Annotated in this window: 26 protein-coding genes and 1 pseudogene; 13 read left to right on the top strand and 14 right to left on the bottom strand. The window is 70.6% G+C overall.

The window, feature by feature from the left end; genetic code table 11:
- The first annotated feature begins 1 nt into the window (after window position 1).
- Window positions 2-400: a thermonuclease family protein gene (locus QE401_RS11170; RefSeq protein ID WP_307138276.1), complete on the top strand. Its 399-nt coding sequence runs from the start codon at window positions 2-4 to the stop codon at window positions 398-400.
- A gap of 221 nt (window positions 401-621) precedes the next feature.
- On the opposite strand, the gene QE401_RS11165 is transcribed toward QE401_RS11170, so the two are convergent.
- Entirely contained in the window at window positions 622-1,494 is an 873-nt protein-coding gene (locus QE401_RS11165; protein ID WP_307138275.1) for a hypothetical protein, read from the bottom strand.
- Window positions 1,495-1,613: 119 nt separating this feature from the next.
- On the opposite strand from QE401_RS11165, the gene QE401_RS22980 reads away from it, so the two are divergent.
- Window positions 1,614-1,709: a hypothetical protein gene (locus tag QE401_RS22980; RefSeq protein ID WP_373461480.1), complete on the top strand. Its 96-nt coding sequence runs from the start codon at window positions 1,614-1,616 to the stop codon at window positions 1,707-1,709.
- A 191-nt stretch (window positions 1,710-1,900) separates the two neighbouring features.
- On the opposite strand, the gene QE401_RS11160 is transcribed toward QE401_RS22980, so the two are convergent.
- On the bottom strand, window positions 1,901-2,488 hold the full coding sequence (locus tag QE401_RS11160; protein ID WP_307138274.1) for a hypothetical protein: 588 nt from the start codon (window positions 2,486-2,488) through the stop codon (window positions 1,901-1,903).
- Window positions 2,489-2,806: 318 nt separating this feature from the next.
- Between QE401_RS11160 and QE401_RS11155 the strand changes: the two genes are divergently transcribed.
- Together QE401_RS11155 and QE401_RS11150 are read left to right on the top strand one after the other, a co-directional pair.
- Window positions 2,807-3,673 (top strand): hypothetical protein, encoded by an 867-nt coding sequence (locus tag QE401_RS11155; RefSeq protein WP_307138273.1) that lies wholly within the window; start codon window positions 2,807-2,809, stop codon window positions 3,671-3,673.
- 450 nt (window positions 3,674-4,123) lie between these two features.
- A pseudogene (locus QE401_RS11150) lies at window positions 4,124-4,477 on the top strand (TIGR02391 family protein); the annotation flags it as partial.
- Between the two features lie 13 nt (window positions 4,478-4,490).
- On the opposite strand, the gene QE401_RS11145 reads toward QE401_RS11150, so the two are convergent.
- The gene (locus QE401_RS11145) at window positions 4,491-4,835 is read right to left on the bottom strand and encodes a hypothetical protein (protein WP_307138272.1); all 345 of its coding nucleotides are present in this window, start codon (window positions 4,833-4,835) and stop codon (window positions 4,491-4,493) included.
- 315 nt (window positions 4,836-5,150) lie between these two features.
- Window positions 5,151-5,492 carry a hypothetical protein gene (locus QE401_RS11140; RefSeq protein WP_307138271.1) on the bottom strand — a complete coding sequence of 114 codons (342 nt, stop codon included), beginning with the start codon at window positions 5,490-5,492 and terminating at the stop codon, window positions 5,151-5,153.
- Window positions 5,493-6,241: 749 nt separating this feature from the next.
- On the opposite strand from QE401_RS11140, the gene QE401_RS11135 reads away from it, so the two are divergent.
- Together QE401_RS11135 and QE401_RS11130 are read left to right on the top strand one after the other, a co-directional pair.
- On the top strand, window positions 6,242-6,703 hold the full coding sequence (locus tag QE401_RS11135) for a MarR family winged helix-turn-helix transcriptional regulator (protein ID WP_307138270.1): 462 nt from the start codon (window positions 6,242-6,244) through the stop codon (window positions 6,701-6,703).
- Entirely contained in the window at window positions 6,700-7,515 is an 816-nt protein-coding gene (locus QE401_RS11130; RefSeq protein WP_307138269.1) for an NAD-dependent epimerase/dehydratase family protein, read from the top strand. The genes QE401_RS11135 and QE401_RS11130 overlap by 4 nt, the downstream gene beginning before the upstream one ends.
- A gap of 65 nt (window positions 7,516-7,580) precedes the next feature.
- Here the strand turns inward: QE401_RS11130 and QE401_RS11125 are convergent, their stop codons facing one another.
- Both QE401_RS11125 and QE401_RS11120 read right to left on the bottom strand, forming a co-directional pair.
- Window positions 7,581-8,678, bottom strand: a complete 1,098-nt coding sequence (locus QE401_RS11125) for an aldo/keto reductase (RefSeq protein ID WP_307138268.1) — start codon at window positions 8,676-8,678, stop codon at window positions 7,581-7,583.
- A gap of 35 nt (window positions 8,679-8,713) precedes the next feature.
- Window positions 8,714-9,697 (bottom strand): MBL fold metallo-hydrolase, encoded by a 984-nt coding sequence (locus tag QE401_RS11120; RefSeq protein WP_307138267.1) that lies wholly within the window; start codon window positions 9,695-9,697, stop codon window positions 8,714-8,716.
- Between the two features lie 124 nt (window positions 9,698-9,821).
- Between QE401_RS11120 and QE401_RS11115 the strand changes: the two genes are divergently transcribed.
- Complete coding sequence (locus QE401_RS11115; RefSeq protein ID WP_307138266.1) at window positions 9,822-10,712, top strand: LysR family transcriptional regulator; 891 nt, start codon at window positions 9,822-9,824, stop codon at window positions 10,710-10,712.
- A gap of 188 nt (window positions 10,713-10,900) precedes the next feature.
- On the opposite strand, the gene QE401_RS11110 is transcribed toward QE401_RS11115, so the two are convergent.
- Window positions 10,901-11,296, bottom strand: a complete 396-nt coding sequence (locus tag QE401_RS11110) for a DUF6525 family protein (RefSeq protein WP_307138265.1) — start codon at window positions 11,294-11,296, stop codon at window positions 10,901-10,903.
- A gap of 111 nt (window positions 11,297-11,407) precedes the next feature.
- On the opposite strand from QE401_RS11110, the gene QE401_RS11105 reads away from it, so the two are divergent.
- On the top strand, window positions 11,408-12,580 hold the full coding sequence (locus tag QE401_RS11105) for a hypothetical protein (RefSeq protein WP_307138264.1): 1,173 nt from the start codon (window positions 11,408-11,410) through the stop codon (window positions 12,578-12,580).
- 18 nt (window positions 12,581-12,598) lie between these two features.
- Here the strand turns inward: QE401_RS11105 and QE401_RS11100 are convergent, their stop codons facing one another.
- Complete coding sequence (locus tag QE401_RS11100; RefSeq protein ID WP_307138263.1) at window positions 12,599-13,219, bottom strand: TetR/AcrR family transcriptional regulator; 621 nt, start codon at window positions 13,217-13,219, stop codon at window positions 12,599-12,601.
- A 79-nt stretch (window positions 13,220-13,298) separates the two neighbouring features.
- Here QE401_RS11100 and QE401_RS11095 point away from each other — a divergent pair, with 79 nt between their 5' ends.
- Window positions 13,299-14,228 (top strand): alpha/beta fold hydrolase, encoded by a 930-nt coding sequence (locus QE401_RS11095; RefSeq protein ID WP_307138262.1) that lies wholly within the window; start codon window positions 13,299-13,301, stop codon window positions 14,226-14,228.
- Window positions 14,229-14,237: 9 nt separating this feature from the next.
- Here QE401_RS11095 and pdxR read toward each other — a convergent pair whose 3' ends face one another.
- Complete coding sequence (gene pdxR, locus QE401_RS11090; protein ID WP_307138261.1) at window positions 14,238-15,698, bottom strand: MocR-like pyridoxine biosynthesis transcription factor PdxR; 1,461 nt, start codon at window positions 15,696-15,698, stop codon at window positions 14,238-14,240.
- Window positions 15,699-15,788: 90 nt separating this feature from the next.
- Here pdxR and QE401_RS11085 point away from each other — a divergent pair, with 90 nt between their 5' ends.
- The 3 genes from QE401_RS11085 (at window position 15,789) to QE401_RS11075 (ending at window position 17,685) form a co-directional block, all read left to right on the top strand.
- On the top strand, window positions 15,789-16,412 hold the full coding sequence (locus QE401_RS11085; protein ID WP_307138260.1) for an FMN-binding negative transcriptional regulator: 624 nt from the start codon (window positions 15,789-15,791) through the stop codon (window positions 16,410-16,412).
- Between the two features lie 70 nt (window positions 16,413-16,482).
- Window positions 16,483-17,133: a LysE family translocator gene (locus QE401_RS11080; RefSeq protein ID WP_307138259.1), complete on the top strand. Its 651-nt coding sequence runs from the start codon at window positions 16,483-16,485 to the stop codon at window positions 17,131-17,133.
- A 144-nt stretch (window positions 17,134-17,277) separates the two neighbouring features.
- Complete coding sequence (locus QE401_RS11075) at window positions 17,278-17,685, top strand: RidA family protein (RefSeq protein WP_307138258.1); 408 nt, start codon at window positions 17,278-17,280, stop codon at window positions 17,683-17,685.
- A 24-nt stretch (window positions 17,686-17,709) separates the two neighbouring features.
- Here QE401_RS11075 and QE401_RS11070 read toward each other — a convergent pair whose 3' ends face one another.
- Both QE401_RS11070 and QE401_RS11065 read right to left on the bottom strand, forming a co-directional pair.
- On the bottom strand, window positions 17,710-17,943 hold the full coding sequence (locus QE401_RS11070) for a hypothetical protein (RefSeq protein ID WP_307138257.1): 234 nt from the start codon (window positions 17,941-17,943) through the stop codon (window positions 17,710-17,712).
- A gap of 50 nt (window positions 17,944-17,993) precedes the next feature.
- Window positions 17,994-19,532, bottom strand: a complete 1,539-nt coding sequence (locus QE401_RS11065) for a S1C family serine protease (protein ID WP_307138256.1) — start codon at window positions 19,530-19,532, stop codon at window positions 17,994-17,996.
- A gap of 231 nt (window positions 19,533-19,763) precedes the next feature.
- Here QE401_RS11065 and QE401_RS11060 point away from each other — a divergent pair, with 231 nt between their 5' ends.
- Window positions 19,764-20,897, top strand: coding sequence for a GGDEF domain-containing protein (locus QE401_RS11060; protein WP_307138255.1), 1,134 nt, complete (start codon window positions 19,764-19,766; stop codon window positions 20,895-20,897).
- Window positions 20,898-20,916: 19 nt separating this feature from the next.
- On the opposite strand, the gene QE401_RS11055 is transcribed toward QE401_RS11060, so the two are convergent.
- The 3 genes from QE401_RS11055 to QE401_RS11045 all read right to left on the bottom strand — a co-directional run bounded on the left by QE401_RS11055 (window position 20,917) and on the right by QE401_RS11045 (window position 24,075).
- Window positions 20,917-21,891: a phosphoribosylaminoimidazolesuccinocarboxamide synthase gene (locus QE401_RS11055; protein ID WP_307138254.1), complete on the bottom strand. Its 975-nt coding sequence runs from the start codon at window positions 21,889-21,891 to the stop codon at window positions 20,917-20,919.
- Between the two features lie 171 nt (window positions 21,892-22,062).
- Complete coding sequence (locus tag QE401_RS11050) at window positions 22,063-23,655, bottom strand: ABC transporter substrate-binding protein (protein WP_408903935.1); 1,593 nt, start codon at window positions 23,653-23,655, stop codon at window positions 22,063-22,065.
- A 192-nt stretch (window positions 23,656-23,847) separates the two neighbouring features.
- On the bottom strand, window positions 23,848-24,075 hold the full coding sequence (locus QE401_RS11045) for a hypothetical protein (protein WP_307138252.1): 228 nt from the start codon (window positions 24,073-24,075) through the stop codon (window positions 23,848-23,850).
- Between the last annotated feature and the right edge of the window lie 70 nt (window positions 24,076-24,145).

Below are 24,145 nucleotides of genomic sequence, written 5' to 3'. Positions count from 1 at the left end.
AGTGGTCGGCGTCCATGATGGCGACACCCTCACGCTGCTGACGCCGGCCCAAGAGCGGGTGCGCATCCGCCTAGCCGAGATCGACGCGCCTGAGGCACGACAGCCCTGGGGCACCCGCGCCCGGCAGGCGCTGGCTGCTATGGCCTTCAGGCGCGACGCCCGCGTCGATGTGGTGGATCTAGATCGCTACGGCCGGACGGTGGGGCGAGTGTGGATTGGCCCGCTGGATGTCAGCGCCGAGCTGGTGCGGCAGGGCCACGCCTGGGTCTACCGGCGCTACAGCCGCGACCCTGCCCTCCTAGCGCTGGAGGTCGAGGCGCGGAAGGGAAGGCGGGGGCTGTGGCGGCTGCCGGAGATTGAGCGAGTGCCGCCATGGGAATGGCGGAGGCAGAACCGCTAAGGTCCGTCGGGCCCGACACCTCTTATGCGGGTTTAGGCATCCTAAGAAGCTGACCCAAAGGGCCTATTCCCCGCCAATGCGATTTCGAGAAGTTACCCGGGTATTAATCTTGGGCAGAGGCTGCTAGCGGTAGTTGGCCATCTGGAAGTTCTGCAGGTCAACGCCGGCCGCGCAGCATGCTAAAAAACCCCAGAGATTTTATAAATTGGGTTAATAGTGAATTATTTTTGGTGTAACTTGAAATTTGATATTTGTTCGTTAACCAAAATCTTGAAAAGTTCTAGTGCATTGTGGGTTTTTTCGTGCTCTTCTTCCAGAATTATTACTATATCGCTTAACTCGAGTGGAGGGAGTTGTTTTATTGAATAAGAGGGAGGATCGCTTTTTTCGTCTCTTTCTAATATTGTTGTGAATCCAATGCATATATCTTGTTGAAATCTGTGAACTAAAGAATTTCTGAAGTCATTTGTCTTCTGCCTATATTCATTATTACCAATAAGTTCTAAGCGTAATTTGAATTTCTTATATCCTTTCCACGGTTTCGCTACGCGGTCCATAACCTCCTGTACGATCTTCTCGTCAGGTTCCAGTTTATCTACCCAGCCTGGAATTTTTGCGGCGTTGGCCTGATGAGATAATAAAGAAGTGGCGAATATAAATTTTGCTTTTATCGAATAAGGAAGCGTTAAAGCGTATTTCGCTTCATGATCAATAAATTCAACTACTATATGATGAAGATCTCTTTGGTTTAAATTTCGGATGACTAAATTCCAAGCTTTTAGGTGCCTTATGCAGGTAGCGAGTTCATTGATTACATTTGAAATGTCGGAAGACATAGTTTCTATTAGTTCCATATACATAAAAAAGCGGACCATCAATTTATTTGTGAATTCGATGGTTTTGTCAGGATTATCGTGCCAATTATATGCGGCGGCACTTCTCGTGTAATTGATTTTATCAAGTTCTTTTCTGAACAGCGTGTAAAAAGCTATGTCTTCTTCGGCGGTAAATGGATCTCCTGGCATATAATCTCCTGTAGGACAAAGATAGAGAAGCGGGATGGCGTACTTCAAAGCCTGGCAATTGATTGCCATGATCCTGCTTACTCCTGTTTTTTCGGCGGCTGAAGAGATTTAGGAACGCATCCGCGTAGCCGACATCGACGCTCCCTAGGCGTGCGTGCCAGCCCTGGGGTTCTCACGCTCGCCAGGCGCTGGCGGCCATGGTCTTCAGGCGCGACGCTCGCGTCGATGTGGCGGACATCGATCGCTACGGTAGGAGGCGGGACGGGTCTGGATCGGCTCGCTAGATGTCATCGTCGAGCTGGCGCGGCAGGGCCATGGCCTGGGTCTATCGGCGCTACGGCCGCGACCCTGATCTCCTGGTGCTGGAGGCCGAGGCCCGGCAGGGAAGACGAGGGCTGTGGCGGCTGCCAGAGGCCGAGCGGGTGCCGCCTTGGGTGTGGCGAAGAGAGATGCGGGGTCAGTAGTCGTCGACTGCCTACATGGTTGCTCTCGGGCGCCGGACCTTGTGCACAGGGATAGGCTTGATGCGGCGCGTGGGAGCGAACCAAACCAGGTTCCCGAGCTCCTTGTCGAAGTCATACTCGATGATGTCCGGCCATGACCTCAGCGGCTTGGCCGACGAGGTCTCGAAATCGGTCTCCCACCACCGGTTGACGACCACGCAAGAGGTATCGGGCGGATTCTGGCGCTTCTTTTTGTTGAATGGTAGCTCGAGGAAAAAGGCAGATGCCCACTCGACCATATCGAGATGGGTGTCGATCTTTTTCGGCCGCTTGCCCGGAATTCCCGGGACGCCGATCTCGCCGAGCCAGATCTGCCGGAGGGAAAGTTTGCTCAGCTGGTGGTGCTGCGGGATGAGCCGCGAGTGCAGCGGGTTTCCCACGCCCATATAGAGCAGGCGCCTTGCGCCGCGCTGAAGGGTCTCCCCAGAGCCGATAGCCGCGTAAAGCCCTTTCGACCATCCCTCCTTCGCGGCGCCCTTTGCCGTGGCCAGCACCTCGGCCTCACTGGAGCCAGTGTAAGGCCCGTACCAGTTCACAACCGTTGCGATGCTGTCTGCCATATTTACCCCGAGTGAGATGAGATCGCGCGATGGTAGGGCGGTGTTGGCGACTGGCAAAGCCACCCCAGCATTTGGGCAAAGAGGCAGCCCACCGTTGTTTCTGCGGCTGGCACGCAGCTGACCTTCGTGCGGCTGTTGTGCCTATAGGCGTGGTGGCGCTTGGTTACTCGGTAACGTTGGCGAAGGAGTAGAAGAGCTAACGCTGTTACTTTATTCCAGGTGACGGAGGCCGCACGGCCCGATAGGTGCCGCGTTGCGGATGCTGTATCATGGGAAACTGTGACGGCCGAATGGCGGCCTCGTACGTGTGGGGCAGGTATGCTGAACTTCCCATCCAGCTGGCGTTTTGAGGCTCCCGGAGAGCCGATTCCCCAGGGTGTTATCAGCAGCTTCTCCGAGTTCATCTCCCGGATCGCCTTCCAGGGCAGCCGGCAGGAGATCCTGGAGCACTTCAAGTCCCACTTTGCTGGCGCAGCGGGAATTCCCTATGCGTACAGTTCCAATACAAGCTGGGCGGAATCCGACCTCAGCGATGCCATGCGCAGCGCCGCCGTGAACGCACCCCTTTTCATCGTGGCGTTCTGGACCGCCTCCCAGAGCCTGCAGGCGGAAAACCCCAACTTGGGCGTGCCGAACCTCGCCCTGATCAACCGTGTGCTCGGTGAGAATGCGACCGGCTACGAGATCCGGCCGCCCGACCTAGTATTCTCCGGCACGATGACTCCCGTTGCCGTGCCGGTGCGGCAACCATCCCTCGACGAGCAAGCCCAAGAAATCATCCAGAATGCGCTCCGGGAGTCGGAGCGCTTGCTGCTGGAGGGGCGCCATCGGCAGGCTGTGTCGGAGATCCTGTGGCTGCTGGAGACCGTCTCCACGGCCTTCCGTGGGATGGAGACGGGCACCGGGAAGACGGTGCAGGAGAAGTACTTCATCACCATCGCAAGGGAACTGAAGCGGCACCACAAAGGCCAGATGCTGGAGCAGGTCATAGACTGGATCAGCAAGCTCTACGGCTTCTTGTCATCCCCTACCGGTGGAGGCGTGCGTCACGGCGCCGACATCAAGCACGTCGTCGAACTGCCAAAAAGTGATGCCCAGCTCTACTGCAACCTCATCCGCAGCTACGTCACGTATCTGATGGCGGAGCACGAGCGCATGAGCCGCACGGCCAATCCGTTCCTGTAGCCGTGGCAACCTTTACCCAGAGCCAGCTTGAGGCTATCGCCGCGGCGCTCGGTGACACCGAGGACGGCCTCACCGGCACGGAGATCGGCCACCTGCTGCGGGTGGCGACGATTCCCGACCCGACCCCTTCCATGACGAAGCGCCACCGCATCCTTAACGGTCTCGTCGCGAGCCAGAACAACCGCCAGGATCGCGGAGCGGTCCTGAAGCTCCTAAGGCAAGCCATGAAGCCGGAGCGCTACCTCAAGGCGCCGGGCCGCTTTGAGCCGCTTCGCGTCAAGGTCAACAGGGCCTTGGCGTTCGCAGGGTTGGAAGTGGACGCCAAAGGAGAACTTTGGACAGCCGAGGCCGCCACAACAATCCCCGAGGCCGAGCGGCGCGCCCGCGAGCTGCGTGAGGATCTGGTGCGACGCGGCGTCCATCCCGACGTCCTAGCGTTCTGCCCGCGCCGAGCTGTTGGTCGACGACCATTTCCATGCGGTCCTGGAGGCGGTGAAGTCCGTCGCCGACAAGATGCGGTCACGGACCGGGCTCACCGACGACGGGTCCTTACTAGTGGACCGCGCCCTCGGAGGTGCCCCGCCCATGCTGGCCATCAACAGCCTCCAGACCGAGGACGAAAGGAGCGAGCAGCGGGGTTTCGCGAACTTGGTCCGCGGCGTTGTCGGCATGTTCCGGAACCCCACGGCCCATGCGCCGCGCGTCCACTGGCCGATGACCCGAGAGGACGCTGAGGACCTGCTCTCCATGGCGTCGTTGATCCATAGGCGCCTGGACCAGGCGCGGATGCCGCCGCGGGTCTAGCCCCGCCGCGCGATTAAAGCTTCATGTCTCGCCACCACTCCACGCGGACAGTCGACGGCTCGTGGTAGCCGCGTCCCCAATCGTCAGGCATGATGACCTCCTGCCAATGGGGGCTGTCAGGGCCGGCGCGAAAGCCGACCGCATGGGGCGGCTGATTGCACTCCTTGCAGGTCAGGCGGGTCAGTAGATCCCCAACCTTGCGGAGCGGATCCGGCCGGTCCAACAGGTCGGACACCCACATGCGGCACGCCGGGTGCTTTGCCGCACACCGCATGTAGACCAGGCAGTGCCGCCACATCTCCAGCGGCTCCTCCATCAGCCTCGCGCGCCGACGAATCTCACTGAGGTTGTGGGCCATCGCCAACCTCCGAGGCCAGGGAGAGGGGCCTATCGCGGCCCAGCATGCGCTCCTCCACGGTCTCGGCCCAGTCAGCCGGTCGGCCATCCCACGGCCCGGTCCACTGGCCCGAGACAGTTAGGTCTACGCCCCGCTTCCCGCAGGCCTTGCAGCGCCAGCGGGACTGGCTCCCGACAACCCGCCTGTCTCCGTGGCCGGCTCGGACGACGGAAAGCGCGGATACGGGGGACTGCCTGCGGCAGGACCGGCACCGGACCACGTAGTAGATCCCTGACGCCGCGTCCGAGGCAAAGGTGCCCTCTTCTGGGAGGGCCGTCATAGGGTGGCCTGCGCTGCATGGAGCGCGTCATGGGCGGCGCTCAAGGCCGCCAGGGATGCCTCCCCGTGGCGGCGCAATGTGGCTTGGCTGAGGCTCGTCTCGTCCAATGCCTGCCGCGCCTCCGCGATCCCCTCGGCGAGCTGCTGGGCCATGTCCTCGAGGCGCTCCCGGATGCTCGCGCGATCAGCGAGCGATGTCTCGGCACGCCATTCGGAGACGAGGTCTTCCACGGCCACACGGAGCCGCTGGGGTGTGGCTTGCCTGCCGACCAAATCGGCCATTCGCCGGAGGGCGGCGTCGCCAGGGGAAGGGGATGCAGGGCGACGATTGGCGCGCATGGTGGGGGCTCCTCTGCGGTCAGCCCCACGCCTAGCGTGCGAACAAAAAAAGAACAAACGCGATGATCAGCCTGCCCCCGAGCGTCGCGTCGAACGAGCCGGGGGAGTTTGACAAAACCCGTCTAAGTCCTTGATTTATGGCAGGGGGTTTTTGAGGGTTTGACCAAGTAACGTGCTGATTTCGCCTGGCAATATTGAGCCCGTTGGGGACGCCATCTTTCCAAAATCTCCCGACTGATCAGGCATCTGGCGGCCTGAATGGGCGACCCCGTGTTTCGGCCAGCCATCCGCCCTGTCCCTCTGGTGCCGCGGCATGCGCGCGGGGGCGATCCGCGCCAGCTTTTGCTGGTTTGTCGCGGGCAGGGCGCTCGGCCGCGGACAGGCTCCGGTGGCCCAGCGGGGCGTGCTGCAGCCGGCCTCGGCGAAGCGCCGGCTGGCCGCCTTGCGCGGCGGGTCCCGCGCTCACGGCGCCGCTGGCCTGGGCTTCGCCCGGTCAGCCCCCCTCCGACGCTGGAGCCGCTTCGTCCGCTCCTAACCGCCCCCCAGCGCGGCGGCCAGCTCCGCATCATTGCCGCTCGCGCCGCTGCGGGAGGGGCGCGCCCCGCGCCCCCTAGGCATAGGCGGCGCGACGGAGATCCATCAGCCTCGGGCAACTGCTTCCGGCCTTTCGCCGGCCATGCGCATGGCGGGCTTGAAGAATGTTAGGTTCCATACTTAATTGCCAGGAACCTAACAAACGAGGCGATCTGATGAGCGACCCCCCGAGCGGCTCCGGCCGCGACCAGCTCGGCGCCTGGGCCAAGCAATGCTATTTCGCCGGCCGCGCGCTGATGGATGCCACGCTGCGGCCCTACGAGCTCGGCTCGGCGCAATGGTATGTGCTGCACCATCTGGCGCAGGCCGGCCCGACGCCGCAGCGCGAGCTGGTGCGCCTGCTGCAGGTCGAGCGCGCGACGCTGAGCGGCATCGTCGCCGCCCTGCTGCGCAAGGGCCTGGTCGCGCAGGAGCCCGACCGGGAGGACCAGCGGCAGAAGCGCCTCTGCCTCACCCAGGCCGGGGCGCAGCTGTGGCAGCGTCTCCCCGATCTCACCGTCATCCGCAGCATCGCCTTCGACGGGCTGGAGGAGGCGGAGATCGCCACCGCCATCCATGTGCTGCGCAGCGCGACCGAACGGCTGGAAGCGGCGCTGCGCCAGGGCGGCGGCGCATGACCGTCCTGGTGACCGGCGCCAGCGGCCTGGTCGGCGCGCGCCTGGTGCCGCGCCTGACCGGCGCCGGCCTGGCCTGCCGCCTGCTGCTGCGCGCCGGGCGGCCGGCGCCGGCCGGCACGACGCGGGTCGAGGCCGATCTGCTGGACCCCGCCTCGCTGCCCGCGGCCATGCAGGGGGTTTCCGCCATCATCCACCTCGCCGCGGTGTTCCGCGGCGCCGAGGCCGGGCTGATCTGGGCCAGCAATCTGGAGGGCACCCGCAACCTCGTCGCGGCGGCCAGGGCGCGGGCGCCCGGGGCGCGCTTCATCCTGGCCAGCACCTCCAACATCTACGATGCGGACACGCCGCATCCCGCGCGCGAGGCGGATGCGGCGACGCCGCTGCAGGCCTATCCGGCCAGCAAGCTCGCCGCCGAGGCGGTGCTGCGCGACAGCGGGCTGGCCTGGTCGGTGCTGCGCCTCGGCTTCGTCTATGGTGAGGCGGATGGGCATCTGCAGGCGCTGCCCGGGCTCGCCACCCGCTTCGGGCTGCATCCGGCCCTGCGGATGAGCCTGGTGCATCACCGCGACATCGCGACCGCCACGCGGCTGGCCCTGTCCGGCGCGATGGATGGGCGCGTCGTCAACATCGCCGATGAGGCGCCGACCTCGCTCTACGAGCTGGCGGGGCTGGTCGGCCAGGCGATGCCGCCCTCCGCCGCGCCGCTGGAGAATCCCTGGCGGCTGCAGATGGATGTGTCGCTGGCGCGCCGCCTTGGCTTCCGCCCGGTGGTCCGGACCGTCCACCAGGCGGCGGAGGAGGGGCTGCTATAGGGCGGGGCGGCCCCGGCCTGCGGCGCCGTGCCGCACCGGCCGCCGCGACCGGTGCGGCCCCACCCTCACTCCGCCGGGCGCGCCCGCGCCCGGGCCCGCGCCTGGGCCTGCCGGATCTGGCCCTGGTACTGGGCCTCCTTGCCCGGATACCAGGGCATGGCGCCGATGCGGCCGAAGCCCGGGATCGTCTCCATGTGGCGCAGCATGCGCTGGCGCATCGCCGCATCCGGCAGCGGGCCGCGCAGCGCCTGCAGATTGTCCGCCATGTGCGCGGGGTCGGAGGTGCCGCACAGCACGCAGCTCACCGCCGGATGGGCGATCACCCATTTCAGGAAGAACTGCGCCCAGCTGGTGGCGCCGAATTCGCGGGCGAAATCGGGCAGCGCCCGGCCTTCGACGACGCGCATCAGCCGCGCCTTCTCCAGCGGCAGGTTCACCAGCACGCCGACGCCGCGATCCGCCGCCGCCGGCAGCAGCCTTTCCTCCGCCGCGCGGTCGTAGATCGAGTAGTTGGTCTGCACCACATCCACCGCGCCGCTTTCGACGAAGCGCGCCAGCTCCGGCTGGAAGCCGGATTCATGGTGGGTGACGCCGACATGGCCGATCAGCCCCTCGCGCTTCCAGCCCTGCAGCAGCGGCACGATGACCGGCGCATTGGTCAGGCTGTGGCACTGCATCAGGTCGATGGTGTCGCGCCAGACCCGCAGCCGCGACTGCTCCAGGCTGCGCTGGGCATGGCTGGTGTCGCCCAGATACTCGCCGGTGGACCAGATCTTGTTGGCCAGGAAGACCCCGCGCCCCTCGGGCATCTCCGAGAGAAAGGCGCCGACGCTGGTCTCGGCCGAGCCGTAGAGCGGCGAGGTGTCGACCACCCCGCCGCCGCCGGCGAGATAGCGCGCCATCACCGCGCGCAGCCGGTCGCGCGGCTGGCCGGGCAGCAGGTCGAAGGTGAGGAAGGTGCCGAGGCCGAGCGCCGTCACCTCGCGGCCGGTGCGGCCGATGCGGCGGGTGATGACCGGCTCCATGGGCGCGGTCGCGGTGGCGGCGGGGGCGGCGCTCTGGGCCCGGGCGCTGCCGGGGCGGCCGGCCAGGCCGAGGGCCGCGGCGGCGCCGGCAGCGCCCAGCAGGCCGCGGCGGTCGAGGGGCAGGGAGGCATGCGTCATGGCGGGAACCTTCGCGCGTGGCGGCGGGGGAGGGGTCAGAACTGCCAGCCGGCCGGCACCCAGGCGTAGCCCGTATCGGTGCGCAGGATCCGGCCCAGCCCGGGGAAGGGGTAGTGGAAGCCCAGCACCAGCATCCGCTCGGCCGCCGCCTGGTCGAAGATGCGCCGGCGCACCGCCGCCGCCGCCTCGGCGTCGCGGTCCGGGCCGGGGCGCCAGGGCTGGTCGATATTGACCACCGGGTGGTAGGCGAGGTCGGCCGTCAGCAGCAGCTGCTCGGCGCCGGACTGCACCAGGAAGGCGACCATGCCCGGGGTGTGGCCGGCGGCGGCGATGCTGCGCAGCCCCGGCACGATCTCGGCGCCGCCCTCATACAGCGTGACCTCGCGCGCATAGGGCTCCAGGCTGCGCTTGATGTTGGCGGCGAAGCGCTGGCGGAACTCGGCCGGCACCGGCATGTAGGAAAGGTCGGGCTCGCCCTGCACGAAGAAGGCCCAGTCGGCGCGCGGCACCATCAGCCGGGCGCGGCGGAAGGCCGGCCCGCCCTCGGCGGTCCGCAGATTGCCGACATGGTCGGGATGGGTGTGCGAGACGATGATCAGGTCGATATCCTCGGCCGAGAGGCCGATGGCGCGCAGATTGTCGAACAGCCGCCCGCCCCGCGGCCCCATGGTGGCGCCGGCCCCGGCCTCCAGCAGGATGCGCTGGCCGCCGATCTCCAGCAGCAGCGTGTTGAGGTTCAGCACCAGATGGTCGGTGGGCAGGAAGGCGCGGCGCAGCACCGCCTCCAGCTCCGCCTCCGGCGCGTCGCCGGCATAGACGCGCGGCGGGCCGCCGATATTGCCGTCGCTCAGTACCGTGGCGGTGATGTCGCCGATGCGGAAGCGGTAATGCCCGGAATTGCCGGACAGCGCTGGCGCGGCCGGCTGGGCGCTGGCGGGTGCCGGGCCCGCCAGCAGCGCGCCGGCGCTGCCGGCCAGGGCGGTGAGCATGATCCTGCGACGGTGAAGGGTGAGCATCATCTGGCCTCGTGCCGGGGGAAGCGCCTGGAGCGGTGCGGCCGCTCCTCTCCCCGCGAAGCTGGCCTTGCGGCACTGCGCTGATAAGCGCATCAAGCGCGAACAGGCTGATCGGGAAACCAGAGCAATGGCGGTGCGCCTCGACCATCTGGAGATCTTCGCGCTGATCGCCCGGCATGGCGGCTTCCGCGCTGCTGCGGCCGAGCGGGGCGTCTCCTCCTCGGTGATGAGCCAGACCATGGGGGCGCTGGAGCAGGCGCTGGGCATCCGGCTGCTGAACCGCACCACCCGTAGCGTGGCGGTGACCGAGGCGGGGCAGCGGCTGCTCGGCCGGCTGCGCCCGGCGCTGGAGGAGATCCGCCTGGCCCTGGCCGAGCTGGACCAGCTGCGCGAGCAGCCTTCCGGCACGCTGCGCATCAACGCGCCGGGGCCGGCGGTGGACCATATCCTCTGCCCGCTCGCCTTCGCCTTCATGGCGGCGCATCCGCAGGTGCATGTCGAGATCGTCAGCGATGCCGCCATCGTCGACATCGTCGCGCAGGGCTTCGATGCCGGGGTGCGCTTCGGCCAGCAGCTGGAGCAGGACATGGTGGCGGTGCCGCTCGGCCCGCCGCTGCGCTACGTCATCGTCGCCGCGCCGGACTATCTGGCGAAGCGCGGGCGGCCGGACAGCCCGGCGGCGCTGATCGGCCATGATTGCATCCGCCGCCGCTATCCGGGCGGCACCCTGGCCAGCTGGCGCTTCGAGAAGGCGGGCGAGGCGGTGGAGATGCTGCCCAGCGGCCGGCTGACGCTCAGCTCGGCGCATCAGGAGCTGCAGGCGGCGCTGGCCGGGCAGGGCATCGCCCATGTCTTCGAGGACTACGCCCGGCCGGCCCTGGCCGAGGGCAGGCTGGTCGAGCTGCTGGCCGATTGGAGCCCGCGCCTGCCGAGCTGGCATCTCTACTACCCGAACCGGCGGCACAGCAGCGCGGCGATGCGCGCCTTCCTGGAATTCGTGCGCCGCTCGGCCCGGTAAGGGCGGCGCTGCCGGGCGGCGAGGGTGCCGCCATCGATGCCATGCTCCGCGCCAGGGATCGCCGCGGCGCGGCCAGGGACGGGCAAGGCGATCAGCGCCGCCCTGGCGGCGGCCTGGGCGGTGCGCAGGCCCCCGGCGCTGGATGCGCCGCTGCCCCGGGCCGGGCAGGCGTCGCCGCCAAAGCCCGGCTAGCGCCGCCGCGCCGGGGTGGCGGAGGGGGTATCGCGCAGCACGCTGGCGCCGGCGGCGACATGCGGCAGCGCCTGGCGGTGCCGCCCGGCATAGGCGCGGGCGAAGAGCTCGCGCTCCAGCGCCTCGCACTGGTCGAGATGGCGCAGCATGCGGCGCTCGGCGCGCGCGCTGCTGCCGGTCTGGCGGCGGAAGATCTGCCAGAGCTTCAGCGCGTTCACCGCCCAGGGGTCATAGGCGTGCTGCTGCAGGCGGCGGCGCACCGTGGCCGGCAGGGCGTCGAAACAGGCCCATTCATCGCCGGGCCAGCGCTGCCAATGCGCCTCGCGCAGGGTGATGTCATTGCCGGAGACGGGGGTGTTGTCGCGGGAGGGGAGGAGCGGCCGGGCTGACATGGGGTTCTGGTATGATATAACGTGTCGTTCATCGCAAGCCCCGCCCCCCCGCCTTGTGCGGCCGGGGCAGGGCCGATAAGAAATGTTATACCATTTCATGACGCCGGTGCCATGACCCGTTTCCGCTTCCTCGCCGCCCTTCCCCTCAGCCTGCTGCTGGCCGGCCCCGCCATGGCGCAGCCCCGCCACGCGGTGCGCGCCGCGGTGACCGACCACGCCGCCGCCAGCGTCGCCGTGGTCGACCTGCTCTCCGGCGATGTGCTGGCCCGGTTCGAGACCGGCTCGCCCGGCGGGCTGCGCCCCGGCGCGGCGCCGGGCCAGGTCTCGCTGGCGCAGGGCGCGGCGGGGCGGGTGGATGTGGTCGATCTCGGCATGGCGGCGGAAAGCCATGGCGACCATGCCGACCTCACCCTCTCCGCCCCGCGCCTGATCGCGCGCGTGGCCGAGGGGCCGCGCCCCTCGCATGTGCTGGGCGGCGATGGCCGTCTGGCCAGCTTCTTCGATGGCGATGGCTCGGTGGTGGTGGCGGCGGAGGGCGGCACAAGCCGGCTCAGCGCCAATGCGCCGCATCACGGCCTGGCCTATCCCTTCCGCAGCGCCGCCGGCCCGCGCCTGATGGTCAGCCACACCGCCGGCGCCGGCGAGCGCCCGGGCGGCGTGGTGCTGCTGGACGAGGCCGGGCGGGAGATCGCCCGCAATGATGACTGCCCGCGCCTGCATGGCGAGGCGATGTCGGGCCGGATCATCGGGCTGGGCTGCGCCGATGGCGTGCTGCTGCTCGACACCCGCACCCAGCAATTCCGCAAGCTGGCCTATCCCGCCGGCAGCGAGGCCGGGCGCATGGTGCGCACCCTGGCGGGCGGCGCCGACTACCATCTCTTCGCCGGGGATTTCGGGCCGGACGCCATGACCATCCTGGACCCGGATGCCGGGCGCTTCGCCGTGGTGGCGCTGCCGGCGCGGCGCCTGGCCTTCGCCCTGGACCCGCAGCGCTCCGACGCGCTTTTCGTGCTGACCGAGGATGGCCGTCTGCACCGCATCGACACGCTGGCCGGCCGCATCGCCGCCAGCGCCGAGCTGCTGCCGCGCTATTCGCTGGAGGGCGGCTCGGCGGTCGCCCGGCCGCGCCTCTCCGCCGCCGGCGGGGTGCTGGCGGTGACCGACCCGGCGCGCGGCCGGCTGCTGGTGCTGGACGCCGCCAGCCTGGCGCCGCAGCGCGAGATCGCGCTGGGCGGCGCGCCGCTCAACGTGCTGGCGCTCTCCGCCTCCGGCGAGCAGCACTGAGCCAGGGCCGGCGGCGCCTCAGCCGCCGGATCGGGGGCCGGGCAGGGCGCGCGCCGCCAGCCCGGCCACCGCCTCCTCGACGATGCCACGCAGCTCGGCCTCCGCCACGCCGTCGCGCGCCTGGATGGACAGGCCCTGCAGCAGCGTGGCCAGGTGCCGCGACAGGCGCTGCAGCGCCTCGCCCTCGGCGAAGGGGGCGAGCGCCGCGGCGATGCGCGCCCGCATCGCCTCGCGCCGCCCGGCCGCATGCGCGGCCAGTTCGGCATGGTCCGGGTGGCAGGTGACCAGGCCGCTCGAGATCATGCAGCCGCGCAGCTCCGCCGAGCGCGTCACGGCGGTGACGGCGCCGTCCAGCAGGCGCCGCGCCGCCTCGGCCAGCGAGGGCGCGGCGGCGATCGCCTCGCCGTCGAAGCCGCCCAGCTCCGCCTCGTAGCGGCGCAGCGCCTCCTGGTAGAGCCCGGCCTTGCTGCCGAAGGCGGCGTAGAGGCTGGGCGGCGCGACGCCGATGGCCCGCGTCAGCTCGCCGATCGAGACCCCTTCATAACCATGCCGCCAGAACAGCCGCATCGCGGTCTCCAGCGCGGCCTCGCGGTCGAAGCTCCAGGGGCGGCCGCCGCGCGGCTTCGGGCTGGGTTGCATAGCGACCACTCAACAACCGCTTGACGGCCCCTGTCAACCGCGTTGAATAGTGATCGCTAAACAACGCAGGGATCACCCGATGCCCCCCTCCCGCCGCCTGCTGCTGGCCGGCCTCGCCGGTCTCGCCACCCCCTGGCCGCCGCACCCCGCCGCGGCCGCCGGCCCGGCCGGTGCCGCGGCCCCGCGCCAGAGCCTCACCGCCCGCTCCGCCGATGGCACGCTGCTGGTGGGGGAGGCGGTGGGCGACCCGGCGGCGCCGGAGATCCTGTTCATCCACGGGCTGCGCCAGAGCCGGCTGAGCTGGGACCGGCAATTCGCCGATCCTGCCCTGGCCGGCTTCCGCCTGGTGCGCTTCGACCTGCGCGGCCATGGCGATTCCGGCAAGCCGGAGGCGCCGGCGGCCTATGCGCCGGCCGATCGCTGGGCGGAGGATGTCGCCGCCATGCTCGACGCCGCGGCGCTGCGCCGGCCGGTGCTGGTGGGCTGGTCGCTCGGCGGCTATGTGGCGGGTGCCTATCTGCGCCGCTTCGGCGCGGCGCGGGTCGCGGGCGTCAATCTGGTGGATGCGGTGACGAAGCTCTCGCCCGAGCTGCTGACGCCGCTGGCGCTCGACTTCACCCGCCGCGCCACCTCGCACGACCTGGCCGAGCGCAGCGCGGCGACCGCCGAATTCCTCGCCGCCTGCTTCCACCGCCAGCCCGACCCGGCCGCGCTGCAGCGCATGCTGGTGATCAACGGCATGACGGCGCGCGCGGCGAATGAGGGCTTCGTGCAGACCGAGACCACCGATCTCGAGCCGGTCTTCCGCGACTATCCCGGCCCGGTGCTGCTGAGCCATGGCGCGCGGGACCGGCTGGTGCGGCTGGCCATGTCGGAGCGCATCCAGGCGCTGCATCGCGACAGCCGTCTCTCGGTCTATGCGGAGAGCGGTCACAGCCCCTTCCTGGAGGAGCCCGAGCGCTTCGGGCGGGAGCTGGCGGAATTCGTCCGCGCGGCGCAGCGCGGCTGAGCCGGGTGTTCAGGGCGCCAGGAAACGCCGCTGCACGCCGCGCAGCAGCGCCACCCCGGCCTGGATGGCGGCCGGCTCCAGCCCGGCATAGCCCAGCACCAGCCCGGCCGCATCCGGCCGGCCGGCGCCGGGGGGCGCGGCGTAGAGCCGGCTGACCGGGTGCAGGCCGAGCCCGGCCGCCCGCGCGGCGGCGATGAAATCCTCCTCCCGCGCCGCCGGGATGCGGTGCAGCCAGGCCAGCAGATGCAGCCCGGCCTCGGCCCCGGCCAGGGTCGCATCGGTGCCGAGCTCGGCGGCCAGCGCGGCCAGCAGCGCCGTCCGGCGCTCGCCATTGCGGCGGCGGATGCGGCGCACATGCCGCTCATAGGCGCCGCTCTGGATCAGCGCCGCCAGCGCCTCCTGCTCCAGCAGCGGCGCGTGCCGGTCGGCGAGCCTCTTGGCGCGGGCGAAGAGCGGCGCCAGCGCCGCCGGCAGCACCAGATAGCCCAGCCGCAGCGTGGGGGAGAGCGTCTTGGACAGGGTGCCGAGATAGATCACCCGCCCGGCCGCATCCATCGCCTGCAGCGTGGGCACCGGGGCGACGCCGAAGCGGTATTCGCTGTCATAGTCATCCTCGATGACATGGGCGCCGCAGCTCTCCGCCCAGCCCAGCAGCGCCCGCCGCCGCGCCGCCGACAGCACGCTGCCCAGCGGGAACTGGTGCGAGGGCGTGGTATAGGCCAGCCGCGCCGGCGGCAGCCGGGCGGTGTCCAGCCCTTCCGCATCCACCCGCACCGGCAGCAGCCGGGCGCCGACCGCCTGGAAGGCCTCGCGCGCCAGGATGTAGCCCGGCTCCTCCATCACCGCGCCGTCGCCGGCATCCAGCAGCAGCCGGGCGCAGAGATCGAGCCCCTGCTGCGAGCCGTTCACCACCAGGATCTGCGCCGGGTCGCAGCGCAGGCCGCGGGCGCGCCACAGATAGGCCTGCAGCGCCTCGCGCAGCGCGGGGCTGCCCATCGGGTCGTCATAGCGCAGCCTGGGCGGCGTGCGGCGCAAAGCCGCCTCCAGCGCGCGGCGCCAGGCGGCCAGGGGGAAGTCGGCGGCGGCCAGGTCGCCATAGCGGAAATCCGCCACCAGGCGCCCGCTGGCGGCGCTGGCGGGCGGCGGCAGTTCGAAGCCCTGCAGCCGCCGCGCATAGGCCGAGAGCCGCTCCGGCGGCGCGGCGGGGGCGGGGGCCGCCATCGGCGCCGCCGCCCGGCCGAGCCCCGCCGCCACCCGGGTGCGGGCGCCCTGCCGCGCCTCCAGATAGCCCTCGGCCACCAGCTGCTCATAGGCGGCGGTCACCGTGCCGCGGGCGATGCCCCATTCGGCGGCCAGCGCCCGGCTGGAGGGCAGGGCGTCGCCCGGCGCCAGCTGCCCGGCGGCGATGCGCGCGCGGATCGTCTGGCAAAGGCGCTGGATGACCCCGGAAGGCGGCGGCGGCTCGGCCATGCGGCAACTGGTCCTATCGTTTCAGCGGAAACTGGATCTTCTCCCTGGTCCAGTCGCGGGGCAAGCTGCGGGTCGAGAAGGAACAAGCCCATGTATGTCCCCCCCGCCTTCCGCGAGGATGATCCCGCCCTGCTGCAGGCCGTGATTCAGGCGGCCGGCCTGGCCACGCTGGTGACGGCCACCGAGCAGGGGCTTTCCGCCACCCCGCTGCCGCTGCTGCTGGCGCCGGAGGAGGGGCCGCATGGCACGCTCTACGGCCATCTGGCGCGCGCCAACCCGCAATGGCAGCGCCCGGCGCTGGGCGAGGCGATGGTGCTGTTCCAGGGGCCGGACGCTTACATCAGCCCCTCCTGGTATGCCGCCAAGGCGGAGCACCACAAGGTGGTGCCGACCTGGAACTATGTCGCCGTGCATGCCTATGGCCCGGTCGAGTTCTTCGAGGCGCCGGAGCGCCTGCTCGACCTCGTCACCCGGCTGACCGAGAAGCACGAGGCCTCGCAGCCGCGCCCCTGGGCGGTGTCCGACGCGCCGGAGGCCTTCATCCGCGCGCATATGCGCGGCATTGTCGGGCTGCGCCTGCCGATCGCGCGGCTGGAGGGCAAGCGCAAGCTCAGCCAGAACCGCAGCGCCGAGGACCGCGCCGGCGTCGCCGCCGGCCTGGCGGAGGGCCCCACCGAGGCGGCGCGCGAGATGGCCCGGCTGATCCCGCGCTGAGGCGCGGCCATCCCATCACCCCCCATCGTCGCGCCGCCCCCGCCGGGGGCGGCGCCGGAAGGAGCTGCCCATGCCGGATCCGGCCCAGCTGGCCCTCTATGTCGCGGCGGCGCTGCTGCTCGCCGTGACGCCGGGGCCCGGAATCTTCTATGTCGCCGCCCGCAGCCTGGCCGGCGGCCGCGCCGAGGGCGTGGCCTCCAGCCTCGGCACCGGGCTGGGGGGCTTGATGCATGTGCTGGCCGGGGCGCTCGGCGTCTCCGCACTGGTGCTGGCCAGCGCCGAGCTGTTCACCGCGCTGAAGCTGCTGGGCGCGCTCTACCTGGTCTGGATCGGGCTGCGCACGCTGCGGGCGGCGCGGCGGGATGCGGCGGCGGCGCTGGCCGGGCAGGCGGCGGCACCCCCCATCGGCCCGCGCCGCGCCTTCCGCGAGGGCGTGCTGGTGGAGGCGCTGAACCCCAAGACAGCGGCCTTCTTCCTGGCCTTCGTGCCGCAATTCGTCGATCCGGCGGCGGGCGCGGTCGCCCTGCAATTCATGCTGCTGGGCTGCATCTCGGTGGCGCTGAACACCCTGGCCGATATCGGCGTGGCCTTCGCCGCGGCGGGGCTGCGCCAGGGCGCGGCGGCGCGGCCGGGGCTGGTGCGCCGGCTGCGCGAGGCCTCGGGGGCGGCGATGATCGCGCTCGGCCTCGGCCTGGCCCTGGCGCGGCGGCCCGCCGGCTGACGCGGGCCGGCGCGGCGGGTGCGGATTTCCGGCGCGCCCGCAATTGACATACGTCGCGTATGTCCAATATGCGCTCGCATACGGGGCGTATGTCTTTACCCATGCCGGGTCCTGGCGACGCCCCCCCTGTGAAGGAATGCCCTCATGGCCCAACGCGACGCCATCTTCCCGCCCGGCCGCCAGGCCCTCTATGAGATGCACCGCTATTCGGCGGCGATCCGCTCCGGCGACCTGCTCTTCGTCTCCGGCCAGGTCGGCAGCCGCGAGGATGGCTCGCCCGAGCCGGATTTCGAGACGCAGGTGCAGCGCGCCTTCGACAACCTCGCCGCCGTGCTGCGGGAGGCCGGTGCCAGCTTCGACGACATCGTCGACGTCACCACCTTCCACACCGACCCGAAGGCGCAGTTCGACACGGTGCTGGCGGTGAAGGACCGCGCCTTCCCGGCCAAGCCCTATCCGAGCTGGACCGCCATCGGCGTCACCTGGCTGGCCGGCTTCGACTTCGAGATCAAGGTGATCGCCCGCCTGCCGCAGCAGCAGCAGCAGGGCTGAGCCGGGCGGGGGCGGCGCGGGGGATCACGACCCGCGCCGGCCCAGCATGCGCGCCACCACCATCAGCACGACGCCCAGCAGGATGATGCCGGTGGTGGCGGGCGAATCCCGCAGCGCCTCGAACAGCGCCCGCGGCGCCCAGGCCAGGGAGTCCAGCACCTGGCGCGGCAGCCAGAGCAGCGCATCCCACCCCACCACGCTGGCGGCGATGCCAAGCGCCACCAGCAGCACGCCGATCGACCACAATCGCGCCGACATCCACCCTCCTCGACCCGGCCGGGCGGCCGCCTCGTCGCGGCCCGCCGGCCTCATGATTTGGTGCAGATCACCGGCATGACCAAGGGCGAGACCTCGCGCGCGATCTGCCGCAGATCGGTCACCGGGCCGGGCGGGGCGCGCTCGGTCTCGACGCCATTCTCCAGCAGGAAGCTCTCCACCACCTGGCCGCGGATGGCGTAGTTCAGCGATTGCGGCACCGCCCCCGTCACCTGGCTGAAGGCGGTGGTGGTCAGGGTGGAGACGGCGACGCCGATCACCAGCCCGCTGTCATCCACCACCGGCCCGCCGCTATTGCCCGGCTGGATGGCGGCGTTGACCTGGAACTGCATCGGGTTGTCGCGCAGCCCGGCCAGCGCGGTGACGATGCCCTCGGTGATGTTCAGCGAGCGCGAGACCAGGTCGTAGAAGGGATAGCCGAAGGCGCGCACCCGCTCGCCATGGTCGATGGTCTGGTCGCGGCGGAAGCGCAGCTCGGCCGGGAAGCTCTTGTTCACCTGCAGCAGCGCCAGGTCGCGCCGCTCATCGGCGGCGCGCACCACCACCGGCTCGCCGGTCGGCAGGGCCAGCGAGGTGCAGCCCTTCACCACATGCGCATTGGTCACCAGCATGCCGTTGCGCCGCACCACGAAGCCGGTGCCGGAGCTGGTGCGCGCCTGCTGGCGCGGGGGCGCGCCGGCCTGCGGGCGGCTGGGCCCGGGGGGTGCCTGCGGCGCCGGGTCGGCGGCCTGGGGCGGCGAATCCGGCGGCGCCGCCGGGGCCGGGCCGGGCCGGCGCATGCGGTTGGCGACCGAGGCCACCACATCGATCACCGTGGCCTCGCCCGCCGGCACCGGCGGCCGGCCGGTGGGGGAGAAGATGCTGGCGACGACCGACTGGATGCGCCGGTGCTGCTCGCCCGGGTTGCGCAGCGAGACGGAGAGGCCGACCCAGTCGCCATTTACCTTCTCGAAGCGGAAATAGGCCGAGCCGCGCGGCCCCTCGACGATCATCGCCTGGCGGTCCGGGCGGTCGAGCCGGTAGCTGGGCGCGGCGCCGGATTCGCGCGCCACGCGGTCGAACACCGCGCCGATGCCGCCCGGCATGTCGCCGAATTTCCGGATGCTCATGCCGAAGCCGGACAGCGTGCCGTCGAAATCGAGTCCCGACCCGTCCGAGGCCGGGCGCGGCGTCAGGAAGGCGGAGGGGTAGCCATAGACGGCGCCGGTCGCCGGGTCGCGCGCCTCGCGCCAGCCCCATTGCTCGCGCAGCCGGGCGCCCTGCACGAACAGCGCCAGCAGCTCCCGCGCCGGATAGGCGGCGGCGGGCGGCAGGCCGCGGCTGGCGCGCCAGCGATTCATCGCCTCCTCGCTGGCCTGGCCCCAGCCGCCATCCAGCAGGCCGTTGTAATGGCCGGACCAGACCAGCGCGTCCTGCAGCAGGATGCGGCTGCGCACCGGCATGGCGCGCGGGTCGACCATGGTCGATTCCCAGCCGGCGCTCTGCGCCTGGGCTGGGGGCGCCAGCAGCAGCACCGGCGCGGCGGGCAGCAGGGGCAGCAGGGCAAGCAGGGCTGCGCAGGCGGGCCGCATCTCTTCCTCTCGGGCTGGGCTGTGGCGGGACGGCGATCGGGGCAGGCGAGGCTGTCATTATGCGGGCCGGCCCGGTGCTGAAAAGCCGCGATCCCGCGAGGGGTTGCCAAGCTCCTGCCCGGAGGGGCCCGCGCGCGGCCCGGCGCCAGGGCGGCCAGCGGTGCTGCGAGGCGGCGCCGGACTGTGCTAACGAAATCTTGAGCCCGCCACGCCCCGCCCCGGATCGCCCGATTGACCCCTTTCGCCCCGCCGGATGTCAGCACCGTCCGCCTGTGCAGCCTGCTGCTGAGCATCGCCTTCGCCGCCGTCTTCCTGGCCCTGTGGCGCGGCCGGCGGGCCGAGGCCTATCTGCTGCACTGGGCGGCGAGCTCGGTGCTCTATGCCGGCAGCCTGCTGGTGCTGGAGGCCTATGCCGGCCGCATGGACGGGCTGCTGGCCGGGCTGTGCATCGGCGTCATCGCCGCCAGCAACGCGCTGCTGCTCTCCGGCCTGCGGCAATCGGAGGGGCGGGCACCGCTGCGGCCCTGGATGGCGCTGCCGGTGCTGGCCAGCTTCGCCCTGCCCATGCTGCTGCCCTGGCTGGGCGCGCTGGCCGGACAAGGCCTGGCGGAGGCGACGCTGCGCCGCGCCGGCGGCAGCCTCGGCCTGCTCGGCTCGGTGCTCTCCACTGCTCTTGCCATGCTGCGCCGGCCGGCCGGCGGGCGCGGGCGGCGCATCGCCGCCTTCGCCCTGCTGGCCTATGTGCCCTGCTATGTCCTGTCCCTGGCCGGCGGGCTGCTGCCGCTCGGCGAGCAGAACTGGGCGGCGCTGCTGCCGCTGCTCTCCGACCAGTTGCTGTTGCCGATCCTCTATCTCAGCCTGCTGGCCATTCCGCTGGAGCGGGCGCAGGCGACGCTGCGCGACGCCGCCTTCCGCGACCACCTGACCGGCGCCTGGAACCGCGCCGGGCTGGAGGCGCAGCAGCAGGGCTGGCTGCGCCAGGGCGGCGCGCTGCTGCTGCTCGACATCGACCATTTCAAGCAGATCAACGACCGGCACGGCCATGCGGCGGGGGATGCCGTGCTGGCCTCGATGGCGGCGCGGCTGGCCGGGCTGCTGGCCGAGAGCGGCGGGGTGCTGGCGCGGCTGGGCGGCGATGAATTCCTGGCCCTGCTGCCGGGCCAGGATGCGGCGGCGGCGGGCGCGCTGGCGCGGCGCCTGTGCCAGGCGGTGGCGGAGGGCGGGCCGGGCCTGCCGCCCTACACGATCAGCCTGGGGCTGGCGGTGGCGCCGCCCGGCCAGGCGGCGCTGGCCTCCGCCCTGGCGGAGGCCGATGCGCAGCTCTACCGCGCCAAGCGCCAGGGGCGGAACCGGCTGGCCGGCTGAGCCGGCCCGCCGGCCCGGCTCAGCCGAAGAGCGGCGTCAGATTGCCGCGGATGCGCGCCAGCACATCCCCGGCCGCCGGCGGCAGGGCGAAGCGCTGGCCGGTGATGGTCTCATAGGCCTCGATATAGACCGCCGCCGTGGCCAGGATCAGCGTCTCGGGGATCTCCGGGATCGGGTCGTGATAGGGGTCGCAGCGCGCCGCCACCCAGCTGCGCACGAAATCCTTGTCGAAGCTCTCCGGCTTCTCGCCGGCGGCGAAGCGCGCCTCGAAGCTCGCCGCCTTCCAGTAGCGGCTGCTGTCCGGGGTGTGGATCTCGTCGGCCAGCACGATCCGGCCCTCGGCATCGGTGCCGAACTCGTATTTGGTGTCGGCCAGGATCAGCCCGCGCTCGGCCGCCATCGCCTGGCCGCGCGCGAAGAGGGCGAGCGCGTAGTGGCTGAGCTGCTCCCACTGCGCCGGGGTCAGCAGCTTGCGCTCCAGGATCTCGGCGGGCGTCAGCGGCTCGTCATGGCCGCCATCGAAGGCCTTGCTGGTCGGCGTGATGATCGCCTGGGGCAGGCGCTCATTGTCGCGCATGCCATCGGGCAGGCGGGTGCCGTACATCTCGCGCTGGCCGGCCTTGTACAGCGTCAGGATCGAGGTGCCGGTGGTGCCGGCCAGATAGCCGCGCACCACGATCTCCACCGGCAGGATGTCCAACCGCTGGCCGATCACCACATTCGGGTCCGGATATTCCAGCACGTGGTTGGGGCAGATGTCGCGCGTCTGCTCGAACCAGTGCCGCGCCGTCTGGGTCAGCACCTGGCCCTTGAAGGGCACGGCGCAGAGGATGCGGTCGAAGGCCGAGAGCCGGTCGGTGGCGATGATGATCCGGCGGCCATCCGGCAGGTCGTAATTGTCCCGCACCTTGCCGGCATAGTGGTTGGGCAGCTCGGGGATGGTGGCGTCGCGCAGGATCTGCTGCGCATGGGCGGCGAGGGTGGCGGGGTCCATGGTTCTCTGCACTGCTGGCGGCGCCTGGAGAAGCGACGCGGGGGCCGCGGGGGAGGCGCAGACTAGCCGCCCCGTGCCGCGCTGTCAGGCCGCGGCGCCGTCGGGACCGCCCCGCTCCGGCCGCGCGGCAGGGGCGGGCGGGGGCCGGACGCGCCGGCCCCCGCCCGGGTCTCAGCCCTCGCGGCTGGCGTTCAGCGCCAGCGACATGCCGCGGCGGCCGATCTTGATGTTGCGGCGATAGGCGCTGTCGACGAAATACTGGCCGAGCGGCCAATAGGGCACGTCCTGGAAGAACTGCGCCTGGATCCTGCGGCAGATCGCCTTCTGCTCGTCCAGCGAGGGGGCGTCGAACCACTGGTCGCGCAGCGTCTCCAGCGTCGGGCTGGTGGGCCAGCCGAACCAGGCATCCTGGCCATTGGCGCGCAGCAGCGGGTGGCCGCCCGGATTGGCCAGGTCCTCGCCGCCGAACAGCACGACCACGGCGCTCCAGCCATTCTGCTCCAGCGGCTCCTTGCGGGCGCGGCGCTGCAGCATGGTGCCCCAGTCGGACACCGCATCCTCCGCCGCGAAGCCGATCTTCTTCATCATGTCGGTGGCGACGCTGGTCAGCGTGCTGTTGTTCACCTGGTCGGCCGGGTGCAGCATCACCGTCCGCGCCCCGGCCTTGCCGGTGGCCTGCAGCGCGCGCCGGGCGGCGTCCAGGCTGCGCGGGCTGGTGATCGCCGCCATGCCCTCATCGCTGGCGAAGGAGGAGGAGGCGGGGAAGCAGCCGACGCCATCCTGCCAGCGGCTGCGGTCATCGCCCATGATCGAGGTCATGAAATCGGCCTGGTTCAGCGCCGGCCAGACGGCGCGCCGCACCGCCGGGTCGTTGAACGGCTCGGTCAGGTGGTTCGGCCGCAGCATGACGACCGTGCCATTGCCCTCGATCCGGTCGACGACGACATTGCGCTGGCGCTGCAGCAGCGGGCGCAGATCGGGCGCCACGCGCTCCCACCAGTCGATCTCGCCGGCCTGGATGGCGGCGCCGGCGGTCGCCGGATCCATGATGATCTTCTTTTCCAGCCGCTCGAACAGCGCGAGCTTCGGCCCGGCGGTGACGCCCGGCGTGCCGACCGGGGTCGGCGAGTAGCGGTCGTAGCGCTGATAGACCACCTGCGAGCCCGACTGCCACTCATCCGCCTTGAAGCGGTAGGGGCCGCTGCCCACCACCTCGCGGAAGGGGGTGGTGAAGGGGATCTTCGCGAAGCGCTCCGGATAGATGAAGCAGGGATAGGAGGAGGACTTGCCCAGCGCGTCCAGCATCGCGCCGAAGGGGCGCTTCAGCCGGATCTCGAAGCGGCGGTCATCCAGCACGCGGATCTCGTCGAGCCGCGCCGCCAGCGTCTGGCCATGCGTGTCGCGGCCCATCCAGCGCTGGATCGAGGCCACGGCGTCGACCGCGCGGATCTTCTCGCCATCATGGAAGGTCGGGCCGTCGCGCAGGGTGAAGATCCAGCGCTTGCCGTCATCCTCGACCACATGGCCCTCGGCCAGCTGCGGCTGCGGGCGGAACTCGATATCGAGCCCGTAGAGCGTGTCCCAGCAGAGATGGCCGTGGTTGCGCACCGCGTAGGAGGTGGTGGCCAGCGGGTCCAGCGTCGTGACATCGGCCTGCGGGATGAAGCGCAGCGTGGTCGCGGCGCTGCCCTGCGCCAGGGCGGGGCGGGCGAGGGGCAGCGCGGCGAGGCCGGCAGTGCCGCCCAGAAAGCTTCGGCGTGACACCATTGGGGGAGATCCGTTCCCGGTCGGAGGTTGACGGATGACACGGTGGTCATTCGCCGCCATTTCCGCACAGGCTGCGTCCCGGCGCAATCGCGCGCCGCGCGATCGGCGGCGCGGCCCGCCCGGGGCCGGCGGGGCATGCCCCGGGCCGGATGGAGGGCCGCCGCCCGGACGGGCGCGGCCGGCGCGCCCTCAGTCGTCGGCGCCGGGCAGCAGGGCCGGGGCGGGCGGGTTCGGGGCGGGCTGCTGCGTGGCAGGCTGGGCCGCGGCGGCGCGGCCGCGCTGCTGGACCAGTTCCTGGTGGATTCGCTCCAGCATGTCGACGGCACGCGCATTGTGGTGACGCAGATCCGCCAGGATCTGGACCATCTCCCTCATCAGCGCTTCCGACGTCTCGCCGGAAGGAGTGCTGCCGCTCATCCACCTGTCTCCATTGGTCCCGCGGCCATCCTGGCGAAAGGATGGCCTGCGCGCAATCTGCGGCGGGCGC

It is taken from the genome of Pseudoroseomonas cervicalis (genome assembly GCF_030818485.1).
Lineage (GTDB): Bacteria > Pseudomonadota > Alphaproteobacteria > Acetobacterales > Acetobacteraceae > Pseudoroseomonas > Pseudoroseomonas cervicalis_A.
This window is presented reverse-complemented; position numbering and strand designations above follow the sequence as displayed.